This is a genomic window from Exiguobacterium aurantiacum DSM 6208 (assembly GCF_000702585.1).
Classification (GTDB): Bacteria; Bacillota; Bacilli; order Exiguobacteriales; family Exiguobacteriaceae; genus Exiguobacterium; species Exiguobacterium aurantiacum.
This window is the reverse complement of the sequence record NZ_JNIQ01000001.1, coordinates 132,501-151,092: the sequence shown is the minus strand read 5'-3', so window position 1 is coordinate 151,092 and position 18,592 is coordinate 132,501. Positions and strand designations below refer to the sequence as shown.

The 18,592-nt window shown below is 55.0% G+C and carries 21 protein-coding genes and 1 pseudogene (1 of these 22 running past the window's edge); 18 read left to right on the top strand and 4 right to left on the bottom strand.

Translation table 11 applies throughout. The annotated features are described in order from the left end of the window. Window positions 1-27: 27 nt before the first annotated feature. Together P398_RS15970 and P398_RS0100890 are read right to left on the bottom strand one after the other, a co-directional pair. Window positions 28-1,472, bottom strand: a pseudogene (locus P398_RS15970) (nicotinate phosphoribosyltransferase). Window positions 1,473-1,497: 25 nt separating this feature from the next. Continuing rightward, entirely contained in the window at window positions 1,498-2,031 is a 534-nt protein-coding gene (locus tag P398_RS0100890) for a cysteine hydrolase family protein (protein WP_029333767.1), read from the bottom strand. 140 nt (window positions 2,032-2,171) lie between these two features. On the opposite strand from P398_RS0100890, the gene P398_RS0100885 reads away from it, so the two are divergent. From P398_RS0100885 to P398_RS0100875, 3 genes are read left to right on the top strand one after another with little or no spacing between them, the layout of a single operon-like run. Further along, entirely contained in the window at window positions 2,172-2,447 is a 276-nt protein-coding gene (locus P398_RS0100885) for a 4a-hydroxytetrahydrobiopterin dehydratase (RefSeq protein WP_029333766.1), read from the top strand. After that, window positions 2,440-2,922 carry a hypothetical protein gene (locus P398_RS0100880; protein WP_235263287.1) on the top strand — a complete coding sequence of 161 codons (483 nt, stop codon included), beginning with the start codon at window positions 2,440-2,442 and terminating at the stop codon, window positions 2,920-2,922. Before P398_RS0100885 ends, P398_RS0100880 begins: the two co-directional genes overlap by 8 nt. Window positions 2,923-2,957: 35 nt before the next feature. Further along, the gene (locus P398_RS0100875) at window positions 2,958-3,275 is read left to right on the top strand and encodes a hypothetical protein (protein WP_024372105.1); all 318 of its coding nucleotides are present in this window, start codon (window positions 2,958-2,960) and stop codon (window positions 3,273-3,275) included. Window positions 3,276-3,314: 39 nt separating this feature from the next. Here P398_RS0100875 and P398_RS0100870 read toward each other — a convergent pair whose 3' ends face one another. Further along, window positions 3,315-3,767, bottom strand: coding sequence for a YusW family protein (locus P398_RS0100870; RefSeq protein ID WP_051638836.1), 453 nt, complete (start codon window positions 3,765-3,767; stop codon window positions 3,315-3,317). Window positions 3,768-3,951: 184 nt separating this feature from the next. Here P398_RS0100870 and argC point away from each other — a divergent pair, with 184 nt between their 5' ends. From argC to argF, 7 genes are read left to right on the top strand one after another with little or no spacing between them, the layout of a single operon-like run. After that, window positions 3,952-4,977: an N-acetyl-gamma-glutamyl-phosphate reductase gene (gene argC, locus P398_RS0100865; protein ID WP_029333763.1), complete on the top strand. Its 1,026-nt coding sequence runs from the start codon at window positions 3,952-3,954 to the stop codon at window positions 4,975-4,977. A gap of 10 nt (window positions 4,978-4,987) precedes the next feature. Further along, window positions 4,988-6,205, top strand: coding sequence for a bifunctional glutamate N-acetyltransferase/amino-acid acetyltransferase ArgJ (argJ, locus tag P398_RS0100860; RefSeq protein ID WP_029333762.1), 1,218 nt, complete (start codon window positions 4,988-4,990; stop codon window positions 6,203-6,205). Then, a complete protein-coding gene (argB, locus tag P398_RS0100855) occupies window positions 6,202-6,981 on the top strand; it encodes an acetylglutamate kinase (protein WP_029333761.1) in 780 nt (259 codons plus the stop codon). Before argJ ends, argB begins: the two co-directional genes overlap by 4 nt. Next, window positions 6,941-8,086, top strand: a complete 1,146-nt coding sequence (locus P398_RS0100850) for an acetylornithine transaminase (protein WP_029333760.1) — start codon at window positions 6,941-6,943, stop codon at window positions 8,084-8,086. The genes argB and P398_RS0100850 overlap by 41 nt, the downstream gene beginning before the upstream one ends. Beyond that, on the top strand, window positions 8,083-9,132 hold the full coding sequence (locus P398_RS0100845) for a carbamoyl phosphate synthase small subunit (protein ID WP_029333759.1): 1,050 nt from the start codon (window positions 8,083-8,085) through the stop codon (window positions 9,130-9,132). Before P398_RS0100850 ends, P398_RS0100845 begins: the two co-directional genes overlap by 4 nt. Further along, window positions 9,125-12,148, top strand: a complete 3,024-nt coding sequence (gene carB, locus P398_RS0100840) for a carbamoyl-phosphate synthase (glutamine-hydrolyzing) large subunit (RefSeq protein WP_029333758.1) — start codon at window positions 9,125-9,127, stop codon at window positions 12,146-12,148. The genes P398_RS0100845 and carB overlap by 8 nt, the downstream gene beginning before the upstream one ends. After that, complete coding sequence (argF, locus tag P398_RS0100835) at window positions 12,145-13,071, top strand: ornithine carbamoyltransferase (RefSeq protein WP_029333757.1); 927 nt, start codon at window positions 12,145-12,147, stop codon at window positions 13,069-13,071. Before carB ends, argF begins: the two co-directional genes overlap by 4 nt. 37 nt (window positions 13,072-13,108) lie before the next feature. On the opposite strand, the gene P398_RS0100830 is transcribed toward argF, so the two are convergent. After that, window positions 13,109-13,834, bottom strand: a complete 726-nt coding sequence (locus tag P398_RS0100830) for a rhomboid family intramembrane serine protease (RefSeq protein ID WP_029333756.1) — start codon at window positions 13,832-13,834, stop codon at window positions 13,109-13,111. A gap of 63 nt (window positions 13,835-13,897) precedes the next feature. On the opposite strand from P398_RS0100830, the gene acpS reads away from it, so the two are divergent. The 8 genes from acpS to P398_RS0100790 form a co-directional block, all read left to right on the top strand. Beyond that, entirely contained in the window at window positions 13,898-14,275 is a 378-nt protein-coding gene (gene acpS, locus P398_RS0100825) for a holo-ACP synthase (RefSeq protein WP_024372095.1), read from the top strand. Continuing rightward, window positions 14,253-15,329, top strand: a complete 1,077-nt coding sequence (gene alr, locus P398_RS0100820; protein WP_029333755.1) for an alanine racemase — start codon at window positions 14,253-14,255, stop codon at window positions 15,327-15,329. The genes acpS and alr overlap by 23 nt, the downstream gene beginning before the upstream one ends. Before the next feature lie 129 nt (window positions 15,330-15,458). Next, the gene (locus P398_RS0100815; protein WP_024372093.1) at window positions 15,459-15,737 is read left to right on the top strand and encodes a hypothetical protein; all 279 of its coding nucleotides are present in this window, start codon (window positions 15,459-15,461) and stop codon (window positions 15,735-15,737) included. A 5-nt stretch (window positions 15,738-15,742) separates the two neighbouring features. After that, window positions 15,743-16,093 (top strand): type II toxin-antitoxin system PemK/MazF family toxin, encoded by a 351-nt coding sequence (locus P398_RS0100810; RefSeq protein WP_024372092.1) that lies wholly within the window; start codon window positions 15,743-15,745, stop codon window positions 16,091-16,093. A gap of 141 nt (window positions 16,094-16,234) precedes the next feature. Continuing rightward, window positions 16,235-16,561, top strand: coding sequence for an STAS domain-containing protein (locus tag P398_RS0100805; RefSeq protein ID WP_024372091.1), 327 nt, complete (start codon window positions 16,235-16,237; stop codon window positions 16,559-16,561). Next, entirely contained in the window at window positions 16,558-17,034 is a 477-nt protein-coding gene (gene rsbW, locus P398_RS0100800; RefSeq protein WP_024372090.1) for an anti-sigma B factor RsbW, read from the top strand. The genes P398_RS0100805 and rsbW overlap by 4 nt, the downstream gene beginning before the upstream one ends. After that, entirely contained in the window at window positions 17,000-17,800 is an 801-nt protein-coding gene (sigB, locus tag P398_RS0100795; RefSeq protein WP_021068185.1) for an RNA polymerase sigma factor SigB, read from the top strand. The genes rsbW and sigB overlap by 35 nt, the downstream gene beginning before the upstream one ends. A 77-nt stretch (window positions 17,801-17,877) precedes the next feature. Beyond that, window positions 17,878-18,592, top strand: the 5' portion of a protein-coding gene (locus P398_RS0100790; protein ID WP_029333754.1) for a Tex family protein. The gene runs 1,415 nt beyond the window's last position; 715 of the gene's 2,130 nt are visible here — the first part of the coding sequence; its start codon is at window positions 17,878-17,880; the stop codon falls past the right edge of the window.

The window sequence follows — 18,592 nt, the reverse complement described above, 5'->3', positions numbered from 1 at the left end:
GGCTGTGGAACTCCACAGCCTCTTTGTTTATTTCGGGATCCGTGTTTGGCGAATCATCTCGAGTTTCAAGTCCCATAGCGGTTTGCTGAACGTGACCGAATACACTTCTGGCAACCGGAGCCGCTTGTATTCTTCCCACAGCCCGTTCATTTGCTCTTTATGATAGTCGCGAATTTCTTTCGCGGTCGGAAGCGTATAGACACGCTCTCCGTCTCGGAAAATCGGTTCGAGCAGACGTTTGACGTGGAAGTTGCGCGTCTTGATTTTGAATGCCGGGTCACGCACGTCGATGAGATCGATTTCCGAATACGTCTCGACGGGCTCATCGGCAAGGGCGATATAATCGCCTTTGAACTTTTTCGTTTCCTTGTCAATGATCCGATACAGTTCTTTCTTATGCGGGGTCGTTGTTTTCACTTTTGACGAGGACACTTTGATGACCGGCTTCAAGTTGCCGTCCTGGTCTTCGCGGGCGACAAGCTTATACACCATGCCGAGCGCAGGTTGTTCGTACGCCGTGATGCCGCGCGTCCCGACGAGGAATGTGTCGGCTTCAGCCCCTTGCATCCGCAAGTCTTGGATGACGTATTCGTCAAGGTCACCGGACACGACGATTTTTACATAGTCTAATCCTGCCTCGTTTAGCGCTTTTCGGGCCCGTTTTGATAAGTAGGCCAAGTCTCCTGAGTCGAGGCGGACCGATTTCAAACGATACCCTTTTGCCTCGAGTTCTTTCGCGACGGTGATCGCATTCGGGAGACCTGACTTGAGCGTGTCGTACGTGTCGATCAACAGGCTCGTATTGTCCGGATACATCTCGGCGAATGAGCGGAATGCTGTCAATTCGTCGTCGTGGAACTGGATATCGGCGTGTTCCATCGTCCCTCCGGTCGGTACGTCAAAATCACGTCCGGCCGAGACGAGGCTCGTCACGTCAAAGCCGGCGATGTAAGCGGCTCGTGTGCCGTAATAAGCGGCATCGACGCCTTGCGCGCGTCTGGCCCCCCTTCAAGCAACGTCTCGTTCGGTGCTGCTTGACGGATCCGGGCGTATTTCGTCGCGATGAGCGATTCGTGGTTGGCAATGTTTAAGAACGCCGTCTGGAACAATTTCGCTTCGAAGATCGTCGACTCGATACGGACGACTTGTTCGTGAGGGAAGATCACTTCCCCTTCCCGGACACTGTCAAGGGAACCGGTGAACTTGAAATTGCGCAGGACATCGGCGAACTCGTCCTCGAAGTCGAGTTGTTGCTTCAAATACGCGATGTCCGCTTCCGTGAACGACACGTTTTCTAAATAGTGGACGATGTTTTGCAACCCGGCGAAGACGACATAGCCGCCGCTGAACGGATTCGAACGGTAATAGAGGTCGAAGACGACTTTTTCGTGATGGCGCCCTTGCTTCCAATAGATATACATCCAACGTGGGAGATAAAGGTCCGTGTGCAGTGCTAAATTACGATGTAACATAAGTAAGTTCCTTTCTGATTTCGTGTCACTTCCCGGTAACGGTCGCTCCGAGCGTCGTGACAAAATGTTCGAGCGCCCATTCATGGCCGATCGGGTTGAAGCTTTGGACGGCGTCCGCGTGGACGACCATCTTGTAACCGAGGTTGTACGCGTCGACGGCGGTGTGGAGCACACAAATGTCCGTGCACACACCGACGAGATGCACTTCGTTGATGCCGCGTTCGCGCAGACGGATGTTAAGATCGGTACCGGCGAAGGCGCTATATCGTGTCTTGTCGATCCAATGATCGGCTCGCTCGGCCGCTGTCTTGACGTTTCCGTACAAGTCGCGCCCGTCGGTACCTCGGATGTTGTGGGGTGGGAAGAGCGTCGTTTCCGGATGATACGTATCACCGGCGTCATGCACATCGTTGGCGATGACGACATAATCTTCGGCCGAGAACTCTTCGATCAATTGTACGATGCGTTCTTCTATGTCTTGCCCAGGTTTCCCGCAAGTCAAACGACCCGTGTCTGCGATAAAATCGAACGTGTAGTCAATGACGATCAATGCGCGCATAGGAATTTCTCCTCTCAAGTGCAAAATAGTTGGCTATCCTTCTTATTCTAAATCATTTTACGTCAAGCGAAAAAGATTATTTTTCGCCGGTGTCGGGTAGTAGGTGTAAGTAGAACTGTAAGCGAAAGGGGAATGAGCTGATGCTGTTGTCATCTACCGAACTATCGGAACAATTGTCGCGCTTGAACGGGTGGGAAGTCGTCGAAGGTGAGCTACAGAAGACGTATCGTCTAGAGACGTTTCCAGAAGCGATTCAATTCGTCCATCTCGTCGCTGATTTGGCCGAATCGATCAATCATCATCCGAACATCTTGATCGAGTATCGAAACGTCACCCTCACCGTGTCCACACACGACGAAGGGGGCATCACGGAGAAAGATATCATGCTCGCGAAAGGGTGTGAGGAACTTGTCTAACTTATACATGACATTCGCTTCTGGCAGTGTCGCCGACCGGTTCCGTGAAAATCCGGACGTCCTCGTCGCGAGCGGCAATGAGACGATTTTGCTCGCGGAAGGGGACAAATCTCCGTTTCAAAGTGGGAAGACGTTCCGAATTGAAGAGGCGGAAGGACAATTCGCCTCGAAAGGGAATATTGTCTATGCGAACATTCCTGTCGATACGAATGCGCGGTCGCTCTTGTTTCATCGATTGTTGACCGAAAAATCACGACTCGGGGCCGGACATGACGGCTTCACGGCTTATCGTCTCGGCGTCGACCCGGACGACAACCATGGGATTGTCCTCATTCAATTTTCTGAAGCCGGCAACAAGTTCCGCGACTCGACCGATTACGTGTTGTTCCAAGAATGGCTGAAAGATGCCGTCGAGCAAAAAGGAGCAGGTCCGATTATAAAACACTATGTCGTCACGGAAGCGGATAACCTATAATAAAAGATAACGTCACGTTAGGGGAGGATTTTTTTATGAACAAGAACTATTTCTGGATGGGCATGGCCGCAGGTGCAATCATCGGAGCAAGCGCGTCACTTCTCCATCGCGAGACACGTGAGCAACAAGTGAGACAGTTGAAAGGGTTGAAGTCACGCCTCAAATCTTCAGATGCCTCAACACAAGCCCACTCGGTCGGCCTGCAAGCGTCACCAAAGGGCAACTTGAAAGACCGCGTCATGGATTTGAAGGCGCTGTACGAAGAGAACCAAGACACGATCCAAAACCTCGTCGAAGACGTCAAAGACTTGATGGACGCGCTCCAAGAGGCCCGGCACAAAAATCAGATCTAATCTAAAGAGAATGGCCAAGCGCATGCGCTTGGCCATTTGTTATTCTTGCTTATACTCTTTTTCGGTGCCGTCCGTGAACGTGACGTCTGCCTCGATTTTCTTGGCGTCGTCCGCGATGTTGAAGGCTGCCTTGATTTGATTCAACACTTCCTCGTCTGGTGTGTCCTGATCGAAGTTCAACTGACCGAAGACCGGATCAAGTTCTTGCATCGCTTCGTCCCCGCGCAGGTTCTGGTCATCTTCTTTCCGTTCGTAAGAGGCCTCGGTCGAGTTGTTCTCTGCCTCGTAATCGACTTTGATGGCGTCGTCGACGTCCGTGTAGTCGACTTCAAGTTCAAACTTATTGAACGTATACATCGAATTGTTCTCCGTGTTCGCCTCATCCTCGACTGGTGCGTCACTCGGCTGGTTCGTGCCTTCGTCAGACGATCCGCACCCTGTAATCAAAAAGAGTGATGCTGTGATCGGTAGTGCCCATTTCAAACGTTTCATCAATAAATTCCTCCTCTATTATGTTTCGCATAGTCCTCTCATTCCCCTATCGTGAAAAAACTATTCGTCATTCGGCTGATTCAGATGATGCGACATCGTTTTATACACTTTGTATAAAAATACAATTGACAGTATAAATATACGTATGGTTTAATCGGATTATTCTTTTGAGGAGGTACGACAGATGATCACGTGTGGAATCGTCGGTGTGACGGGATACGCCGGCATGGAACTATTAAAACTGATTTCGGCGCATCCGCGCTTACAAGTGACGTGCGTGATGAGCGATTCGAGTGCAGGGGAGCAACTGTCTGATTTGTATCCGTGGATGGAGACGGGCGCGTTGACGCTCGAACCGTTCAATCCGGAAAACTTGAACCAGCTTGACGTCTTGTTTCTCGCGACACCGAGCGGGGTGTCGTCTCAATACATTGAGCAACTGGACGCGTTCGAAGGTGTCGTCGTCGACTTGAGCGGTGACTTGCGACTTGCGAGCGAAGCGTATACAGCGTGGTACGGCAAAGTACCCGTCAACGCGAGTACACAAGCGAAGGCTGTTTACGGCTTGACGGAATGGAATCGTGAATCCGTGAAGACCGCGAGTTGGATCTCGAATCCCGGTTGCTACGCGACGGCCGTCTCGCTCGGTCTCCTGCCGTTTCTGAAAGGCGGTTTGATTGAGCCTGACGAGATCATCGTCTCGGCATGTTCTGGCATCACGGGTGCGGGGAAAGCGCTCAGCACGAAAACACACCACGCCCGCTCGAACGAGAACGTACAGCTGTATAAAATACACACACATCAACACATCCCTGAGATCGAGCAGACGATTCAGCAAGTGACGGGGGTCGAGGCGACCGTGTCACTGTCGACGCATCTACTGCCGATCAACCGTGGCATCATGGCGACGATGCACGTCGTCCCGACGATCGATCAGACCGAAGTGGAATGGATTGAGGTACTGAGCCGGGCGTACGGACAAGAACGGTTTATCCGGGTGCAACAAGGGGAGCCAGAGATTCGGACGGCCGTCGGGTCGAACTATTGCGATCTCTGGGTGTATAAAGACGAACGGACCAGACGGCTCACCATCGTCTCGGTCATCGACAACATGCAAAAAGGGGCGGCCGGACAGGCGATTCAAAACGTCAACGCCCGGTTCAGTTTCGCTGAGACGCTCGGGCTAAGCGCCCAACCACAATACATATAGGAGGGATGACATGACAGATTTAACGATGAGTCCACCGGTGAGCATCGTGTCACCAAAAGGCTTTCACGCGACGGGCGTTCATGCCGGCTTGAAGCGGAAGCGCAAAGATTTGGCGCTTCTCGTCTGTGAACAGCCGGCGAGCGCGGCGGCCGTCTACACGACCAACCAATTTCAAGCGGCACCGATTCAAGTGACGAAACGGACGCTACAGGCATCGAACGGAAAAATTCGCGCCGTTCTCGTCAACAGTGGCAACGCCAACGCTTGTACGGGTGACCAAGGATTGGCTGACGCTTACGCCATGCGGGCTAAGGCGGCGGCGCACTTAGGGATTGACGATGACGAAGTCGCGATCGCCTCGACAGGGGTCATCGGTCAACTGTTGCCGATGGAGACGCTCATGGTAGGAATCGATTTGTTGACGCCCGTCGCGGATGCGGCACACGCCGAGGCGTTCGCCGAAGCAATCTTGACGACCGACACCGGGGTGAAGACGACCGGGATCCGTTACGCAGACGGGGAGACGTCCGTGACGGTCGCCGGGGTCGCCAAAGGCTCAGGTATGATTCATCCGAACATGGCGACGATGCTCGGGTTCGTGACGACCGATGCGGTCATCGCCCCGGAACTGTTACAAGTCGCGCTCAAACAAAGCGTCGACGCGTCGTTCAACAACATCACCGTCGATGGGGACAGTTCGACGAATGACATGGTGCTCGTATTAGCGAGCGGGGCTTCCGACACGGAAGAAATCAAGGCAGGGACAGACGCGTACGAGCAATTCACGAAAGCGTTGACGGGCGTTTGCACCGACCTTGCCAAACAAATCGCCCGAGACGGGGAAGGCGCGACGACATTGATCGAAGTCGCCGTCGTCGGCGCGAAGACGGACGAGGCGGCCCGCATCATCGCGAAACAAGTCGTCGGTTCCTCGCTTGTGAAGACGGCGGTCTATGGCAAGGATGCGAACTGGGGACGCATCATCGCGGCCGTCGGGGCGACGAAAGAACCGATTGACGTCGGGCAGGTCGACATTCACATCGGCTCTCAGCTCGTCTTATCGAAAAGTGTGCCCGTCTGGTTCGATGAGGCGCTCGCCTCGGCAGAGATGGGGCAAGACGTCGTCTCGATCCGGATCGATTTGAACGACGGAACGGGAACGGGCAGCGCCTATGGCTGCGACCTCACGTATGACTACGTCAAAATCAATGCGAGTTACCGGACATGAGTGTGCGCAAAGTCGTCAAACTCGGCGGGAGCGTCTGGGACACGCTCCATCCGGATTACTTTGTCGAATGGAAGGAATGGGTCGAAGCCGGAAATGAATTGATTCTACTTCACGGTGGGGGACCGAGGTTGTCGGCGTACTGTGAAGCACAACAGATCAAACCCGCCTTTCAAAACGGGCGCCGTGTGACGACCGCAGACGTATTGATCGGGGCGACGCGTGTACTCGCGGGGGAGATGCAAACGGAAATCGTGATGGCGCTCGGCCAGTCTGACGTGAACGCGGTCGGATTGTCGGGTGTCGACGGACAGATGCTCATCGGACGTGAAATGACAGAGCTCGGGGCCGTCGGTGAAGTGGAAACCGTCGATGTGTCATTGATTGAGTTGCTTGTCAAAAACCGATACGTACCGGTCGTGACGTCGATTCTCTCCGGAATAAACGGAGCCCTCAACTGTAACGGGGACGATTGCGCCGTCGCCGTCGCCTGCGCCCTTCAAGCCGATCATTTCGAGATGATCACCGACGTGCCTGGTATCCGGATCGAGGGTACGTTCCGTGAGACGTTGACCGTCGATGCGATGCGGCGGGCAATCGAATCGGGAGAAATATATGGGGGCATGATTCCAAAGACAGAGGCGCTCCGATCCGCGCTAGACGGGGGAGTGGCGCTCGCCATCATTCGGGACGGCAACGACCCGGCAGCAACGGGAACACAAATAAAGGAGGGACATTATGAGCGCACTACTTCCCACATATGGACAGCGAGCCATTGAGATTAAACAGGCAGACGGATCGTACGTGACGGACACGACGGGGAAACAGTACCTCGATTTCGTCATGGGCATCGCTGTCTGTAACACCGGGCATCGCCATCCTGCCGTGCTTGAAAAGATTGAGGCACAACTTGGAAGCGTTTGGCATACGTCCAATCTATATGCGATTAGCGGGCAGGAACGTGTGGCGGAGAAACTCGTCGCCGGGACGCATTTGACGCACGCCTTCTTCTGTAACAGCGGGACAGAGGCGAACGAGGCGGCGTTCAAGCTGATTCGGAAATGGACGGGCAAGACGAAAATCGTCTCGTTCACGAAATCGTTTCACGGTCGGACGTTCGCGATGCTCGGGGCGACCGGGCAAGACAAAGTGAAGACCGGTTTTGGGCCGATGGTGTCGGATTTCGTCCACGCACCGTTCAACGACATCGCGGCACTCGATTTCATCGATGACGAAACGGCGGCTGTCTGGCTTGAAGTCGTCCAAGGAGAAGGTGGCGTCGTCGTCGGTGACGTCGCGTGGTTCGCAGCGTTGCAAGCGAAAGCGGATGAACATGGGGTCAAAGTGGTGATCGATGAGGTGCAGACCGGGATCGCCCGAACCGGCACCCGATACGCGTTCGAACAGACTCCGCTCAAGCCGGACGTCGTGACGCTCGCGAAAGGGCTCGGGAGCGGCTTCCCGGTCGGCGCGCTCTTGACGGCACCGGGCGCGGAAGCGATTTTTCAAGCCGGGAGCCACGGGTCGACGTTTGGCGGCAACCCGCTCGCCATGGCCGCGACCGAGGCGACGCTCGATGTGTTGTTTGACGACGCGGCGCTGGAACATGTTCAAAAGATGAGTGCGTACTTCAAGTCGGGCCTTGAGCGTTTCGTCGATGGGGACACGTTCATTGGTGTGCGCGGACTCGGTCTCATGCTCGGTCTCGTCGCAACGAATCCGGTGGCCGGTATGATCGATCAACTACGAGAGGCTGGGCTCCTCGTCGTCGCGGCCGGACCGGACGTGATTCGGTTCTTGCCGTCATTACTTGTCAGTCAACAAGAGATCGATGAGGCGCTCGCCATCATCGAGCACGTCGTCACAAAGGAGCTGGTGCAATGAACGGGACATTGACGTTACAAAACGGGATGACGTTTCACGGGACATGGGAGACGAGCGCACGGCTCGGTAAAGGGGAAGTCGTCTTCTTCACCGGCATGAGCGGTTATCAAGAAGTACTGACCGATCCATCGTACGCCGGGCAAGTCATCGTCTTCACATATCCGCTCATCGGACAGTACGGTCTCGAGGCAGGCGCGTCTGAAAGTACGGACATCCAAGTCGCTGGGGTGATCGTGCAGACGCTCGCAGGAAACGGACAGTCGACTGAGTTGAAAGACTGGTTGGAACAAGCGGGAATTCCCGTCTTGTCTGGAATTGATACGCGCACGCTCGTCCATACGCTCCGTCAGGAAGGTGATCAGTGGGGGCTCATGGCCACGAATTTGAACGGGCGCGTCGAAGGCGACTTCTTACAGATCACGGAGACGGTCACGACCGTGAAGCCGGTCCGACTCGGGACGAATCAAAAAGGACACATCGTCTGTCTCGACTTCGGGGTGAAGTCGTCGATGGTCGAGGCGATGCTCGAACGCGGCTATGCCGTCACGACGCTACCATATGATACGCCGGCGGAAGCGATTCATCGTTTGAAGCCGGACGGGGTGCTCGTCTCGAACGGACCAGGCGATCCGCGTGATTTGGTGGACCGGATTGAGACGGTCCGCGAGGTAGCGCTTCGTTATCCGACGCTTGGTATTTGTATGGGACATCAACTCATCGCACTGTCGTTCGGGGCGTCGATCGAGAAGCAGACGTACGGGCACCGTGGTTCAAACCACCCGGTACGAAACGTCCAGACGGGCGAGGTGTGGATGACATCGCAAAACCATGGGTACGTCGTGACGCGCGACAGTCTCGAACGGACACCGCTCGAGCTGTTGTTTGAGAACGTGAACGACTTGTCCGTTGAAGGCACGACACATCCGACGGCCCCGATTTTGACGGCACAGTTCCATCCGGAAGCGAGCCCGGGACCGAAAGAGGCGCAGGCGTTATTCGATCAATTCGACGAAATGATTCAACAAGGGGTGAACGTATATGCATAAGAAAGTGCTCGTTATCGGTTCCGGTCCGATCATCATCGGGCAAGCGGCCGAGTTCGATTATTCGGGGACGCAAGCGTGTCAGGCGCTGCGGGAGGCCGGGTGTGAAGTCGTCTTGTTCAACTCGAACCCGGCGACGATCATGACCGACCCGGGCATGGCCGACAAGACATATATCGAGGCGATGACGCTCGAAAAAGCCGGGATGATCATCGAAGCCGAACAGCCGACACACCTACTTGCGACCGTCGGCGGACAGACCGCGCTCAATTTGGCGCTCGCGCTCGATGAGACCGGGGTGCTCGAGAAGCACGGCATCGCCCTTCTCGGTACGTCGCTCGAGACGATCCGTGACGGCGAAGACCGGGAACGCTTCAAACAAAAGATGCATGAACTCGGTGAACCGCTCCCGGTGAGTACGACGATCGAGACGCTCGACGAGCTTGATGCGTTTATCGCATCGGCTGGAGTCCCGCTCATCGTTCGTCCGGCGTTCACGCTCGGCGGGACGGGGGGCGGCATCGCGACGACCGTCTCGGACGCCTATGAGATGGCGCGGCGCGGCCTTGAGGCGAGCCCGATCTCACAATGTCTCGTCGAAAAGAGTATCGCCGGCTTCAAAGAGTTTGAATACGAAGTGATGCGCGACGAGAAAGGAACGTGCATCATCGTCTGCAACATGGAAAACATCGACCCGGTCGGCGTGCACACGGGCGACTCGGTCGTTTTCGCCCCGGCCCAGACGTTGTCGGATACGATGCACCAGACGTTACGGAGCGCAGCGCTTCGCATCGTCTCCAGTCTCGGTGTCGTCGGCGGCTGCAACATCCAGTTTGCCGTCCATCCGACTGAACCGACTTACTACGTCATCGAGGTGAACCCGCGCGTGTCGCGGAGTTCGGCGCTCGCTTCGAAAGCGACCGGTTATCCGATTGCGAAGATTGCGACGCGTCTCGCGCTCGGTGAAGGGTTAGATGATTGCTTGAACCCGGTGACGAACGGCACGATGGCCAGTTTCGAGCCGACGCTCGACTATGTGACCGCGAAAGTGCCGTGCTTCCCGTTCGATTTGTTCAAAGGGACAGACCGCGCCCTCGGTCCCCAGATGAAAGCGACGGGTGAGAGCATGGCGATGGGGAAGACACTTGAAGAGGCGCTTCAAAAAGCGTGGCGTGGTGCCGGGGTCGAGCAGGCCCCGCTCTATCCGACTTGGATGAAGCGAGCCGATGCGGATGAACTGTGGCAGGAAGTGCTCGCCCCGACCGACCGTCGTCTGCACGCCTGTCTCGCACTCATCGACCGCGGTCTTGCCTCGCGGAGTGAACTCGAGGACAAGACGGGCATCGCGCCGCACTTCATGGCGATGCTCGAGACGCTCGTCACGATGACAAAATCCGACAACTTGTTGACGGAGCCAAACTTGTGGCAGGCGAAACGGTTCGGGTTCGCCGATGAACAAATCGCCGCCATCTCAGGTGCTACGGTTCAAGACGTCACGCAGCTGCGTGCGACGTTCGGCATTCAACCGGTCTACCATATGGTCGACACGTGCGCGGCCGAGTTCGAGAGTGCGACCCCTTACTTTTACGGGACATGGCACGGGAAGACGGAAGTGAAGGCGAGTCAGGCACGGAAAGTCGCTGTCATCGGGGCCGGTCCGATTCGCATCGGCCAAGGCATCGAGTTCGACTACAGTTCGGTCCATGCCGTCTGGGCGCTCCAACAGCAAGGCATCGAGGCGATCATGATCAACAACAACCCGGAGACGGTCTCGACCGACTTCACGGTCGCCGACCGGTTGTATGTCGAACCGCTCACGATGGAAGACGTCACGCATGTCCTCGAGGCGGAAGGCTGTCGCGACGTCCTCATCCAATTCGGCGGTCAGACGGGTATCGCGCTCGCGCACGACCTTGAGGCGGCGGGGTATCACTTGCTCGGCGCCTCGGCCGACGTCATCGACCAGATGGAAGACCGAGACCGGTTTTATGCGTTTCTTGATGCAATCGATGTGGCGCACATCCCTGGAGAAGAAGTCGGCAGTGAGACCGAACTGACAGCCGCGATCAACGGCATCGGCTTCCCGTGCGTCGTCCGGCCGTCTTACGTCATCGGTGGGAAAGGAATGCACATCTTGCAGTCCGAGGCAGACCTTGCCCGAATTGCTCCGGATCTCGCTTATCCTCTCCTCGTCGACCTGTACGTCGCCGGGCGTGAGCTCGAGGTTGACTGCGTGACGGACGGTCAGACCGTCTACGTGCCGGCTATCTTGGAACAGGTCGAGGCGGCCGGGGTTCATTCCGGTGACTCGACGATGATCATGCCGCCGGTCGAGACGTCCGAGGCACACCAACGACAGATTGACACGATCACGAAACAGATCGGTCAGGCGCTCGAGTATCGCGGGGCGCTCAACATCCAGTTCGTCTTAAAAGACGACACGATTTACGTGCTTGAAATCAACCCGCGGGCGTCACGGACCGTCCCGATCGTCAGCAAAGTGACCGATGAACCGCTCATTGAATGGGCGACACGCGCCGCGCTCGGCCATGCGCTTGAAGGCGTCGTGCCGGACGAGCGGAAACCGCTCACCGGCTATGCGGTAAAGACGCCGATTTTCTCGAGCTTGAAGCTACCGGGCGTCGACCCGCTCACGGGACCGATCATGCGCTCGACGGGAGAGACGCTCCAATTCAGTCCGGTACCAGTCGTCCCCGAACGGTTCTGCTACGATGCGACGACGACACGGGTGATGGCGCGACAACAAATCGTTTACGGCGAAGGTTGGGAGACGTACGGGAATGTGCCGCTCGAAGAGACGATCGATTTCCAACAAGTCGCCGTCCTCTTCTCGCATGTGCCGGCCGAACAAATGATGCGGGAGGCTGCGGTCCGAAACGGTGTCCACGTCATCTCGGAACAACACCTCGCCTCGTATTATCAAGCGACGGTCGACACAAAACCTGTGCCGGTCCGTCCGCTACAGGCGATGCATAAAAAGGAGGAATTACCGTTATGACGACAAAGACGCTCAAGCATATGTTAACCCTCGAAGAATTGACGCCGGTGGATTTAGATGAACTCATTCACTTGGCGCTAGAGGTGAAACGCGATCCGGCCGCATATGGGACGACGCTTGCCGGGAAGAAAGTCGCCTTATTGTTTGAGAAGGCGTCGACCCGTACGCGCATGTCGTTCGAAGTCGGGGTCGTCGAACTCGGCGGCTACCCGCTCTTCTTGAGCGGAAGTGATCTTCAAATCGGGCGTGGAGAACCGATCACAGACACAATTCAAGTGATGAGCCGCTATGTCGACGCGCTCATGATCCGGACGTACGCCCACGAAACGGTCGAGACGCTCGCCACGTCGGGATCGATTCCGATCATCAACGGATTGACGGACACGCACCACCCGTGTCAGGTGCTCGCCGACCTCTTGACGATCGAGGAGACGTTCGGGTCACGCCAAGGGAAAGCGCTGACGTATATCGGTGACGGCAACAACATGGCCCATTCGCTCATGCTTGGCGGTGCGTTGAGCGGGATGCACATCCGCATCGCCTCGCCGGACGGTTATACGGTCGATGAGACGATCTACAACAAGGCGGCTGCGCTAGCCGAGACGACCGGGGGAAGTGTGACGCTCTACACTGATCCGATCGAGGCGACGATCGAAGCGGATATCGTCTACACGGATGTGTTCGCGAGCATGGGGCAAGAAGATGAGGCAGAAGAGCGCCTTGCCCATTTCGCCTCGTTCCAGGTGAACGACACGTTGATGACGTCGGCGCGGGATGAAGCGATTTTCCTGCACTGTCTGCCGGCGCACCGCGGTGAAGAAGTGACGGCTAACGTCATCGACGGCCCGCAGTCGCTCGTCTTCGACCAAGCCGAGAACCGGCTCCATGCTCAAAAAGCACTCATGATCACGTTACTCGCTTAATGAAAAGGAGCTTCGCCGACTGGCGAAGCTCCTTTTGTCATAAGAATCGTGCGAACAAGCCGAAGGCGGCGAGTCCGATGATCACATAGAAAATCCATTTGCCTTCACCCGTATGGATGATGGGCGGCGAATATTTACGCGGTTTATACTTCCCGTAGCGAAGTGGCCGCGAGAACGGGACCGTGTAGCGCGACAGCGGATAAGCGAGCAAGAACCCGGCGAGGAATCCGTACACATGCCCCCAGAGCGAGACGTTCGAACCGATTAACGTGAAGACGGCACTGATGGCGACGAAGATGTAGACGAGTCGCGCGTCTTGGCTATAGATGAGCGTCCGACGAAACCGTCCGATGAATACATAGAAACCAAGAATCGCTAAAATCGCACCGGAAGCACCGGCTTGAAGATAGAACAGTTGGCTCACGGTGAAGAACGTCAACAAGTTGGCGAGCGCTCCGGCGACGAGGTAAAACAGCGCGAAGCGAACATGCCCGACCATTCGTTCCATCGCTGGACCGAAGATGATGAGCGCGAACGAGTTGAACAGCAAGTGGCCAAGGCCCAAATGGATGAAGTTGGCCGTCAGGAGACGGTACCACTGCCCGTCTGCGAGTGCGAGATGGAACGATCCTCCCCGTGCGACGATCTGAAGTCCCGGCATCAAAGAATCGATGACAAACACGACTAGTTGGATTACAATGAACAGCGTTACGAGCGGATAGGCTCGTACGAACGTTTGAACATTCTCAGTACGACTAAACATAGCATCACCTCTTTCCCCAATTGTATAAGGAAACGAGTGAAAAAGGAAAGGAGCGAGTGTCCTGTGATTGTAGGAATCGGTATTGATATCGTCGAGCTTGAGCGGATCGCTCGCTCGATCGAACAACCACGCTTCATCGATCGGCTTTTGACCGAGTCGGAACGGGAACGCGCCCGCGGATACACGGAAGAGCGGCGCATCGAATTCGTCGCTGGTCGCTTCGCGGCGAAAGAAGCGTACGCCAAAGCCGTCGGAACGGGTATCGCCCGCGGCTTGTCGTGGCAACAGATCGAAGTGTTGCCAGATGAGACGGGCCGGCCACGGATGACGGCGCCTTTCCCAGGGCGAATCCATGTCAGCATCAGCCACAGCGAGCGATACGCGGTGGCACAAGTCATCATCGAAGAGGGGGATCACCATGTTTCGTCCAAGTTGGATTGAAATCGACCGGGCGGCGATCGCCCACAACGTAACCGAGATCAAGCGCCGCATCCCGCAAGCGCTCATGGCGGTCGTCAAAGCGAACGCTTACGGACACGGCGCCGTCGAAGTCGCGAACATCGCGCTCGACAACGGAGCCACGATGCTCGGGGTCGCGTTGCTCGAAGAAGCCATCGAGTTGCGGGAGGCCGGCATCACCGCCCCGATTCTCGTCATGGAAGCACAGTTCCCTGAACAAGCGGGTGTCGCTGCGTCCTATGATGTGATCTTGTCCGTCTTCTCGGCCGACTGGTTAGAAGAGGCGAAGCCATATGTAACTGAACACCCGCTCACGGTACACGTCAAAGTCGATACCGGCATGGGGCGTCTCGGCTTGAGAACGAGAGAAGAACTGGATGCGCTCCTTATGGCGGCGGACGACCGTTTCGTCATCGAAGGCATCTATACACATTTCGCGACGGCCGACGAACCGGATAGCACGCTCTATCATGAACAGCAAGCCCGCTTCGATCGTTTGATGGACGGTCTTGGTTCACGCTTCAAGTACATTCACACGTCGAACTCGGCCGGTGCGATCCGCATGGCCGGTGAAGATGTGCCGTATAACCTTGTCCGTGTCGGTATCGCCATCTATGGGCTCTACCCGTCAAGCGAGATGGCGTCGTTCTACTCGTTTTTACGACCGGCGTTCACGTTGAAGAGCAAACTCATGCAAGTGAAACGTCTCGAAGCGGGGCAGACGATCAGTTACGGGGCGACGTACACGACGTCGGAAGCGGAGTGGATCGGCACAGTGCCGGTCGGTTATGCGGACGGTTGGATCCGGAAAGCGGGCGGGTTTCACGTCGATGTCGACGGTGTGCGTTGCCCGATCGTCGGGCGGGTGTGCATGGATCGCTTCATGATCAAGTTGCCTCATGAATTTCCGGTCGGCACAGGCGTGACGCTCGTCGGTGGGCCGGTCGCCATCGATGAACTGGCTGCACATCTTGAGACGATCAACTACGAGGTCGTCTGTCAATTGACGAGCCGATTGCCGAGACACTATGTGTGAATCAGAAAACGTGTGAAATTATCTGAATTCTTTCGCGAATCCTCTATATTTTCCCAAACTCGCGTGTTATATTGATAAAGAACGCGGGAAAATTTCCGCCAGTCATTGAAACGATTCTGGAGGTGTAAGATGTTGAAACAGCAAACAGCGGGTGCATTGGCATCCGTTCCAGATCGGTTCTCGCAGCATGGGGGTCCGATTTCGATGAAAGATCGTGAATCATTGTCGTTGAATGATGTAGTGACGTACTTGTCAAAAGAAATTGCTGATCGACAACAAACACTGCGTGAAGAATTGGCGAAAGGCTATCAAGAGATGGCCGCGTTTAATTTGAATATGGCAGAAGAGATGCTGATGATTGAGACGGAAGCCGAACATGCTCTCTTACGTCAAGTAAGCGGGGTGTGAGCGGAGTGATCGTAAAGCGTGGTGACGTGTTTTATGCGAATCTGTCGCCCGTAGTCGGTTCAGAGCAAGGTGGAGTTCGCCCGGTCCTCGTCATTCAAAACGATATCGGCAATCGCTTTAGCCCGACCGTCATTGTCGCTGCGATTACGGCTCAGATCCAGAAAGCAAAACTGCCGACTCATGTGGAAGTGTATCAAGTCAAACACGGTCTTGAACGAGACTCTGTGATTTTGCTTGAACAGATTCGAACGATTGATAAGCGTCGTCTGACGGATAAAGTCACTCATCTCGATGATGAGACGATGCGCAAAGTGGATAAGGCGCTAGAGATTAGTATGGGATTAATCCCGCTCTAGCTTACATATGATTAAAACCGGTACATGGGTATCGGTTTTTTTTCAAAAAAATAATGAAAAACAGGTTTAATAATCTGAAATACGGGAAATATGATTAATCGTACTCAATTTTTCTGTACGCAACATTAGGAGGGAATAACGATGGATTTAGCGATTCGCGAGCAAGTTATTGGAGAACAACTACACCTTTACGTATCCGGAGAAGTGGATACATATACCGCTCCCAAACTGAAAGAAGTATTGCATCCGGCAATCACGGAGCAAAACGTCGTCGTTCATTTGGATGAAGTGGATTATATGGACTCAACAGGTCTCGGCGTATTCGTCGGTGCCCTTAAAATAGCAACACGTAATGAAAAAGAATTGTCGCTCGTCGGTGTGACCGACCGCGTCAATCGTCTCTTTGAATTGACAGGCCTACACAAATTGCTCTCGATTAACACGAATGTAAGAGGTGGCACGAAATGAGTAACATCGAACAGACGGTGATGACGTTCCCGGCCAAACCGGAATATGTCGGTGTGGTCCGTTTAGTCGTGTCAGGAATCGCTAATCGTATGGGATATACGTACGACGAGATCGAAGACATCAAAATCGCGGTCTCGGAAGCTTGTGGCAACGCTGTTCAACATGCATATGATGACGCAGAAGGTGAAGTGAAGCTGACGTGCGGCGTATTCATGGATCGTTTGGAAATGACGATTGAAGATTCGGGCAAAACGTTCGCTGACGATGTGAAACGCCAAGCGGCGCCGGTCGAAGAGACGGCTGAAATCGAATCGCTTCACGAAGGAGGACTCGGTCTATTCCTTATTGAAGCGTTAATGGATGACGTCTCGATCAACAAAGACAACGGTGTCAGAGTGACGATGACGAAACTCCTTAACAGGGACGAGGTGGATCAGAGTGCCAGCAAAATCTCAACAACGCCATCACAGTGATGATGAAGTATTAGAGTGGATTGAACGCTATCAGCAGGACGACCAGAACGAGGAAGTCCAGATGCTCTTGATCAATCGCTACTCGGACCTCGTCGAGGCGCTTGCACGCAAGTTCTCCCGCGGCCGGGCCATCCATGATGACCTCGTCCAAGTCGGGATGATCGGGTTGCTCGCAGCGCTCCGTCGTTTCGATCCCGAATTCGGCCGTAGTTTCGAGTCGTTCGCTGTCCCGACCATCATCGGTGAAATCAAGCGATTCATCCGTGACAAGACGTGGAGTGTCCACGTGCCACGTCGCATCAAGGAGCTCGGACCAAAGATCAAGAAGACGGTCGAAGAGTTGACGACCGAGCTTCAACGCTCACCGCGCATCGATGAGATTGCCGATCATCTCGGCGTATCCGATGAAGAGATTCTCGAAACGCTCGAGATGGGTAAGAGTTATCAAGCGCTCTCAGTCGATAGCTCGATCGAAGCGGATAACGAAGGAAGCACGGTCACGCTACTCGACCTCGTCGGGAGTCAAGAGCGGGGCTACGAGTCGGTCGACCAACGACTCATTCTCGAAAAAGCGTTCAGCGTGCTGAACGAACGGGAACAGGCGATTTTAGAATGTGCCTACTATAAAAACATGAGTCAAAAAGAGACAGGTGAGCTGCTCGGCATTTCGCAGATGCACGTATCCCGCTTACAGCGACGTGCGCTTGAGAAATTGCGTGAAGCCATCAAAGTCCCACTCAACGAAGTATTCTCGAACGATGACTGAGGAGTCATCGTTTTTTGTCGTCTCCCCGTCAGTTTGCTACACTTCAATATGAGAGAACAGAAAAGGAAGTGATTCGGTTGATCACGAAAATCGCGAAAGAACTGAAATTGAAAGCAAGCCAAGTCGAGACGGTGAGGCAACTCGCCGCAGACGGAGCGACGATTCCGTTCATGGCTCGTTACCGCAAAGAGATGACCGGAAACTTGGACGAAGTCGAAATCAAAGCGATTCTCGACGCTGTACAATATGAAGAGAACTTACACAAACGTAAGACGGACGTGCTTGCGAAATTAGAAGAGCTCGAAAAGTCGACGCCTGAACTCGCGCGGGCGCTCGAAGCGGCGACGACGCTCCAACAAGTCGACGACATATACTTGCCGTATCGGCCGAAGCGTCGCACAAAAGCCGAACAAGGAAGAGAGAAAGGGCTACAGCAGCTCGCCGACTGGTATCGCGCCCCATCCGTTTATTCATTGGAAGATGCGCAGAAGCTCGCCGGAGACGTCCCGCTCGATGAGGCTTTGCCATTTGTCCAATCGATTATCGGTGAAGAATGGGGGGAAGAGGCGACGCTCCGCCAAACGCTCCGGACCCGAGTGCGGAAAGAGGCGCTCCTTCGCTCACGTAAGAAAAAGCAGGCTGAAGACGAGAAAGAGATTTTCGCCCAGTATTATGAGTACGAGGAAAAAGTCGCGGGCATCGTCCCACACCGTGTGCTCGCGTTGAATCGAGGCGAACGCACCGATGTCCTTCAAGTGAAACTCGTGTTCGACGAGACCGGATTTATGGACC

Coding starts and splice junctions, on each gene's coding strand:
- P398_RS0100890 (WP_029333767.1), bottom strand. CDS start 2,031: ATGCGCGCATTGATCGTCATTGACTACACGTTCGATTTTATCGCAGAC.
- P398_RS0100885 (WP_029333766.1), top strand. CDS start 2,172: ATGCTGTTGTCATCTACCGAACTATCGGAACAATTGTCGCGCTTGAAC.
- P398_RS0100875 (WP_024372105.1), top strand. CDS start 2,958: ATGAACAAGAACTATTTCTGGATGGGCATGGCCGCAGGTGCAATCATC.
- P398_RS0100870 (WP_051638836.1), bottom strand. CDS start 3,767: ATGAAACGTTTGAAATGGGCACTACCGATCACAGCATCACTCTTTTTG.
- argC (WP_029333763.1), top strand. CDS start 3,952: ATGATCACGTGTGGAATCGTCGGTGTGACGGGATACGCCGGCATGGAA.
- argJ (WP_029333762.1), top strand. CDS start 4,988: ATGACAGATTTAACGATGAGTCCACCGGTGAGCATCGTGTCACCAAAA.
- argB (WP_029333761.1), top strand. CDS start 6,202: ATGAGTGTGCGCAAAGTCGTCAAACTCGGCGGGAGCGTCTGGGACACG.
- P398_RS0100850 (WP_029333760.1), top strand. CDS start 6,941: ATGAGCGCACTACTTCCCACATATGGACAGCGAGCCATTGAGATTAAA.
- P398_RS0100845 (WP_029333759.1), top strand. CDS start 8,083: ATGAACGGGACATTGACGTTACAAAACGGGATGACGTTTCACGGGACA.
- carB (WP_029333758.1), top strand. CDS start 9,125: ATGCATAAGAAAGTGCTCGTTATCGGTTCCGGTCCGATCATCATCGGG.
- argF (WP_029333757.1), top strand. CDS start 12,145: ATGACGACAAAGACGCTCAAGCATATGTTAACCCTCGAAGAATTGACG.
- P398_RS0100830 (WP_029333756.1), bottom strand. CDS start 13,834: ATGTTTAGTCGTACTGAGAATGTTCAAACGTTCGTACGAGCCTATCCG.
- alr (WP_029333755.1), top strand. CDS start 14,253: ATGTTTCGTCCAAGTTGGATTGAAATCGACCGGGCGGCGATCGCCCAC.
- P398_RS0100815 (WP_024372093.1), top strand. CDS start 15,459: ATGTTGAAACAGCAAACAGCGGGTGCATTGGCATCCGTTCCAGATCGG.
- P398_RS0100805 (WP_024372091.1), top strand. CDS start 16,235: ATGGATTTAGCGATTCGCGAGCAAGTTATTGGAGAACAACTACACCTT.
- rsbW (WP_024372090.1), top strand. CDS start 16,558: ATGAGTAACATCGAACAGACGGTGATGACGTTCCCGGCCAAACCGGAA.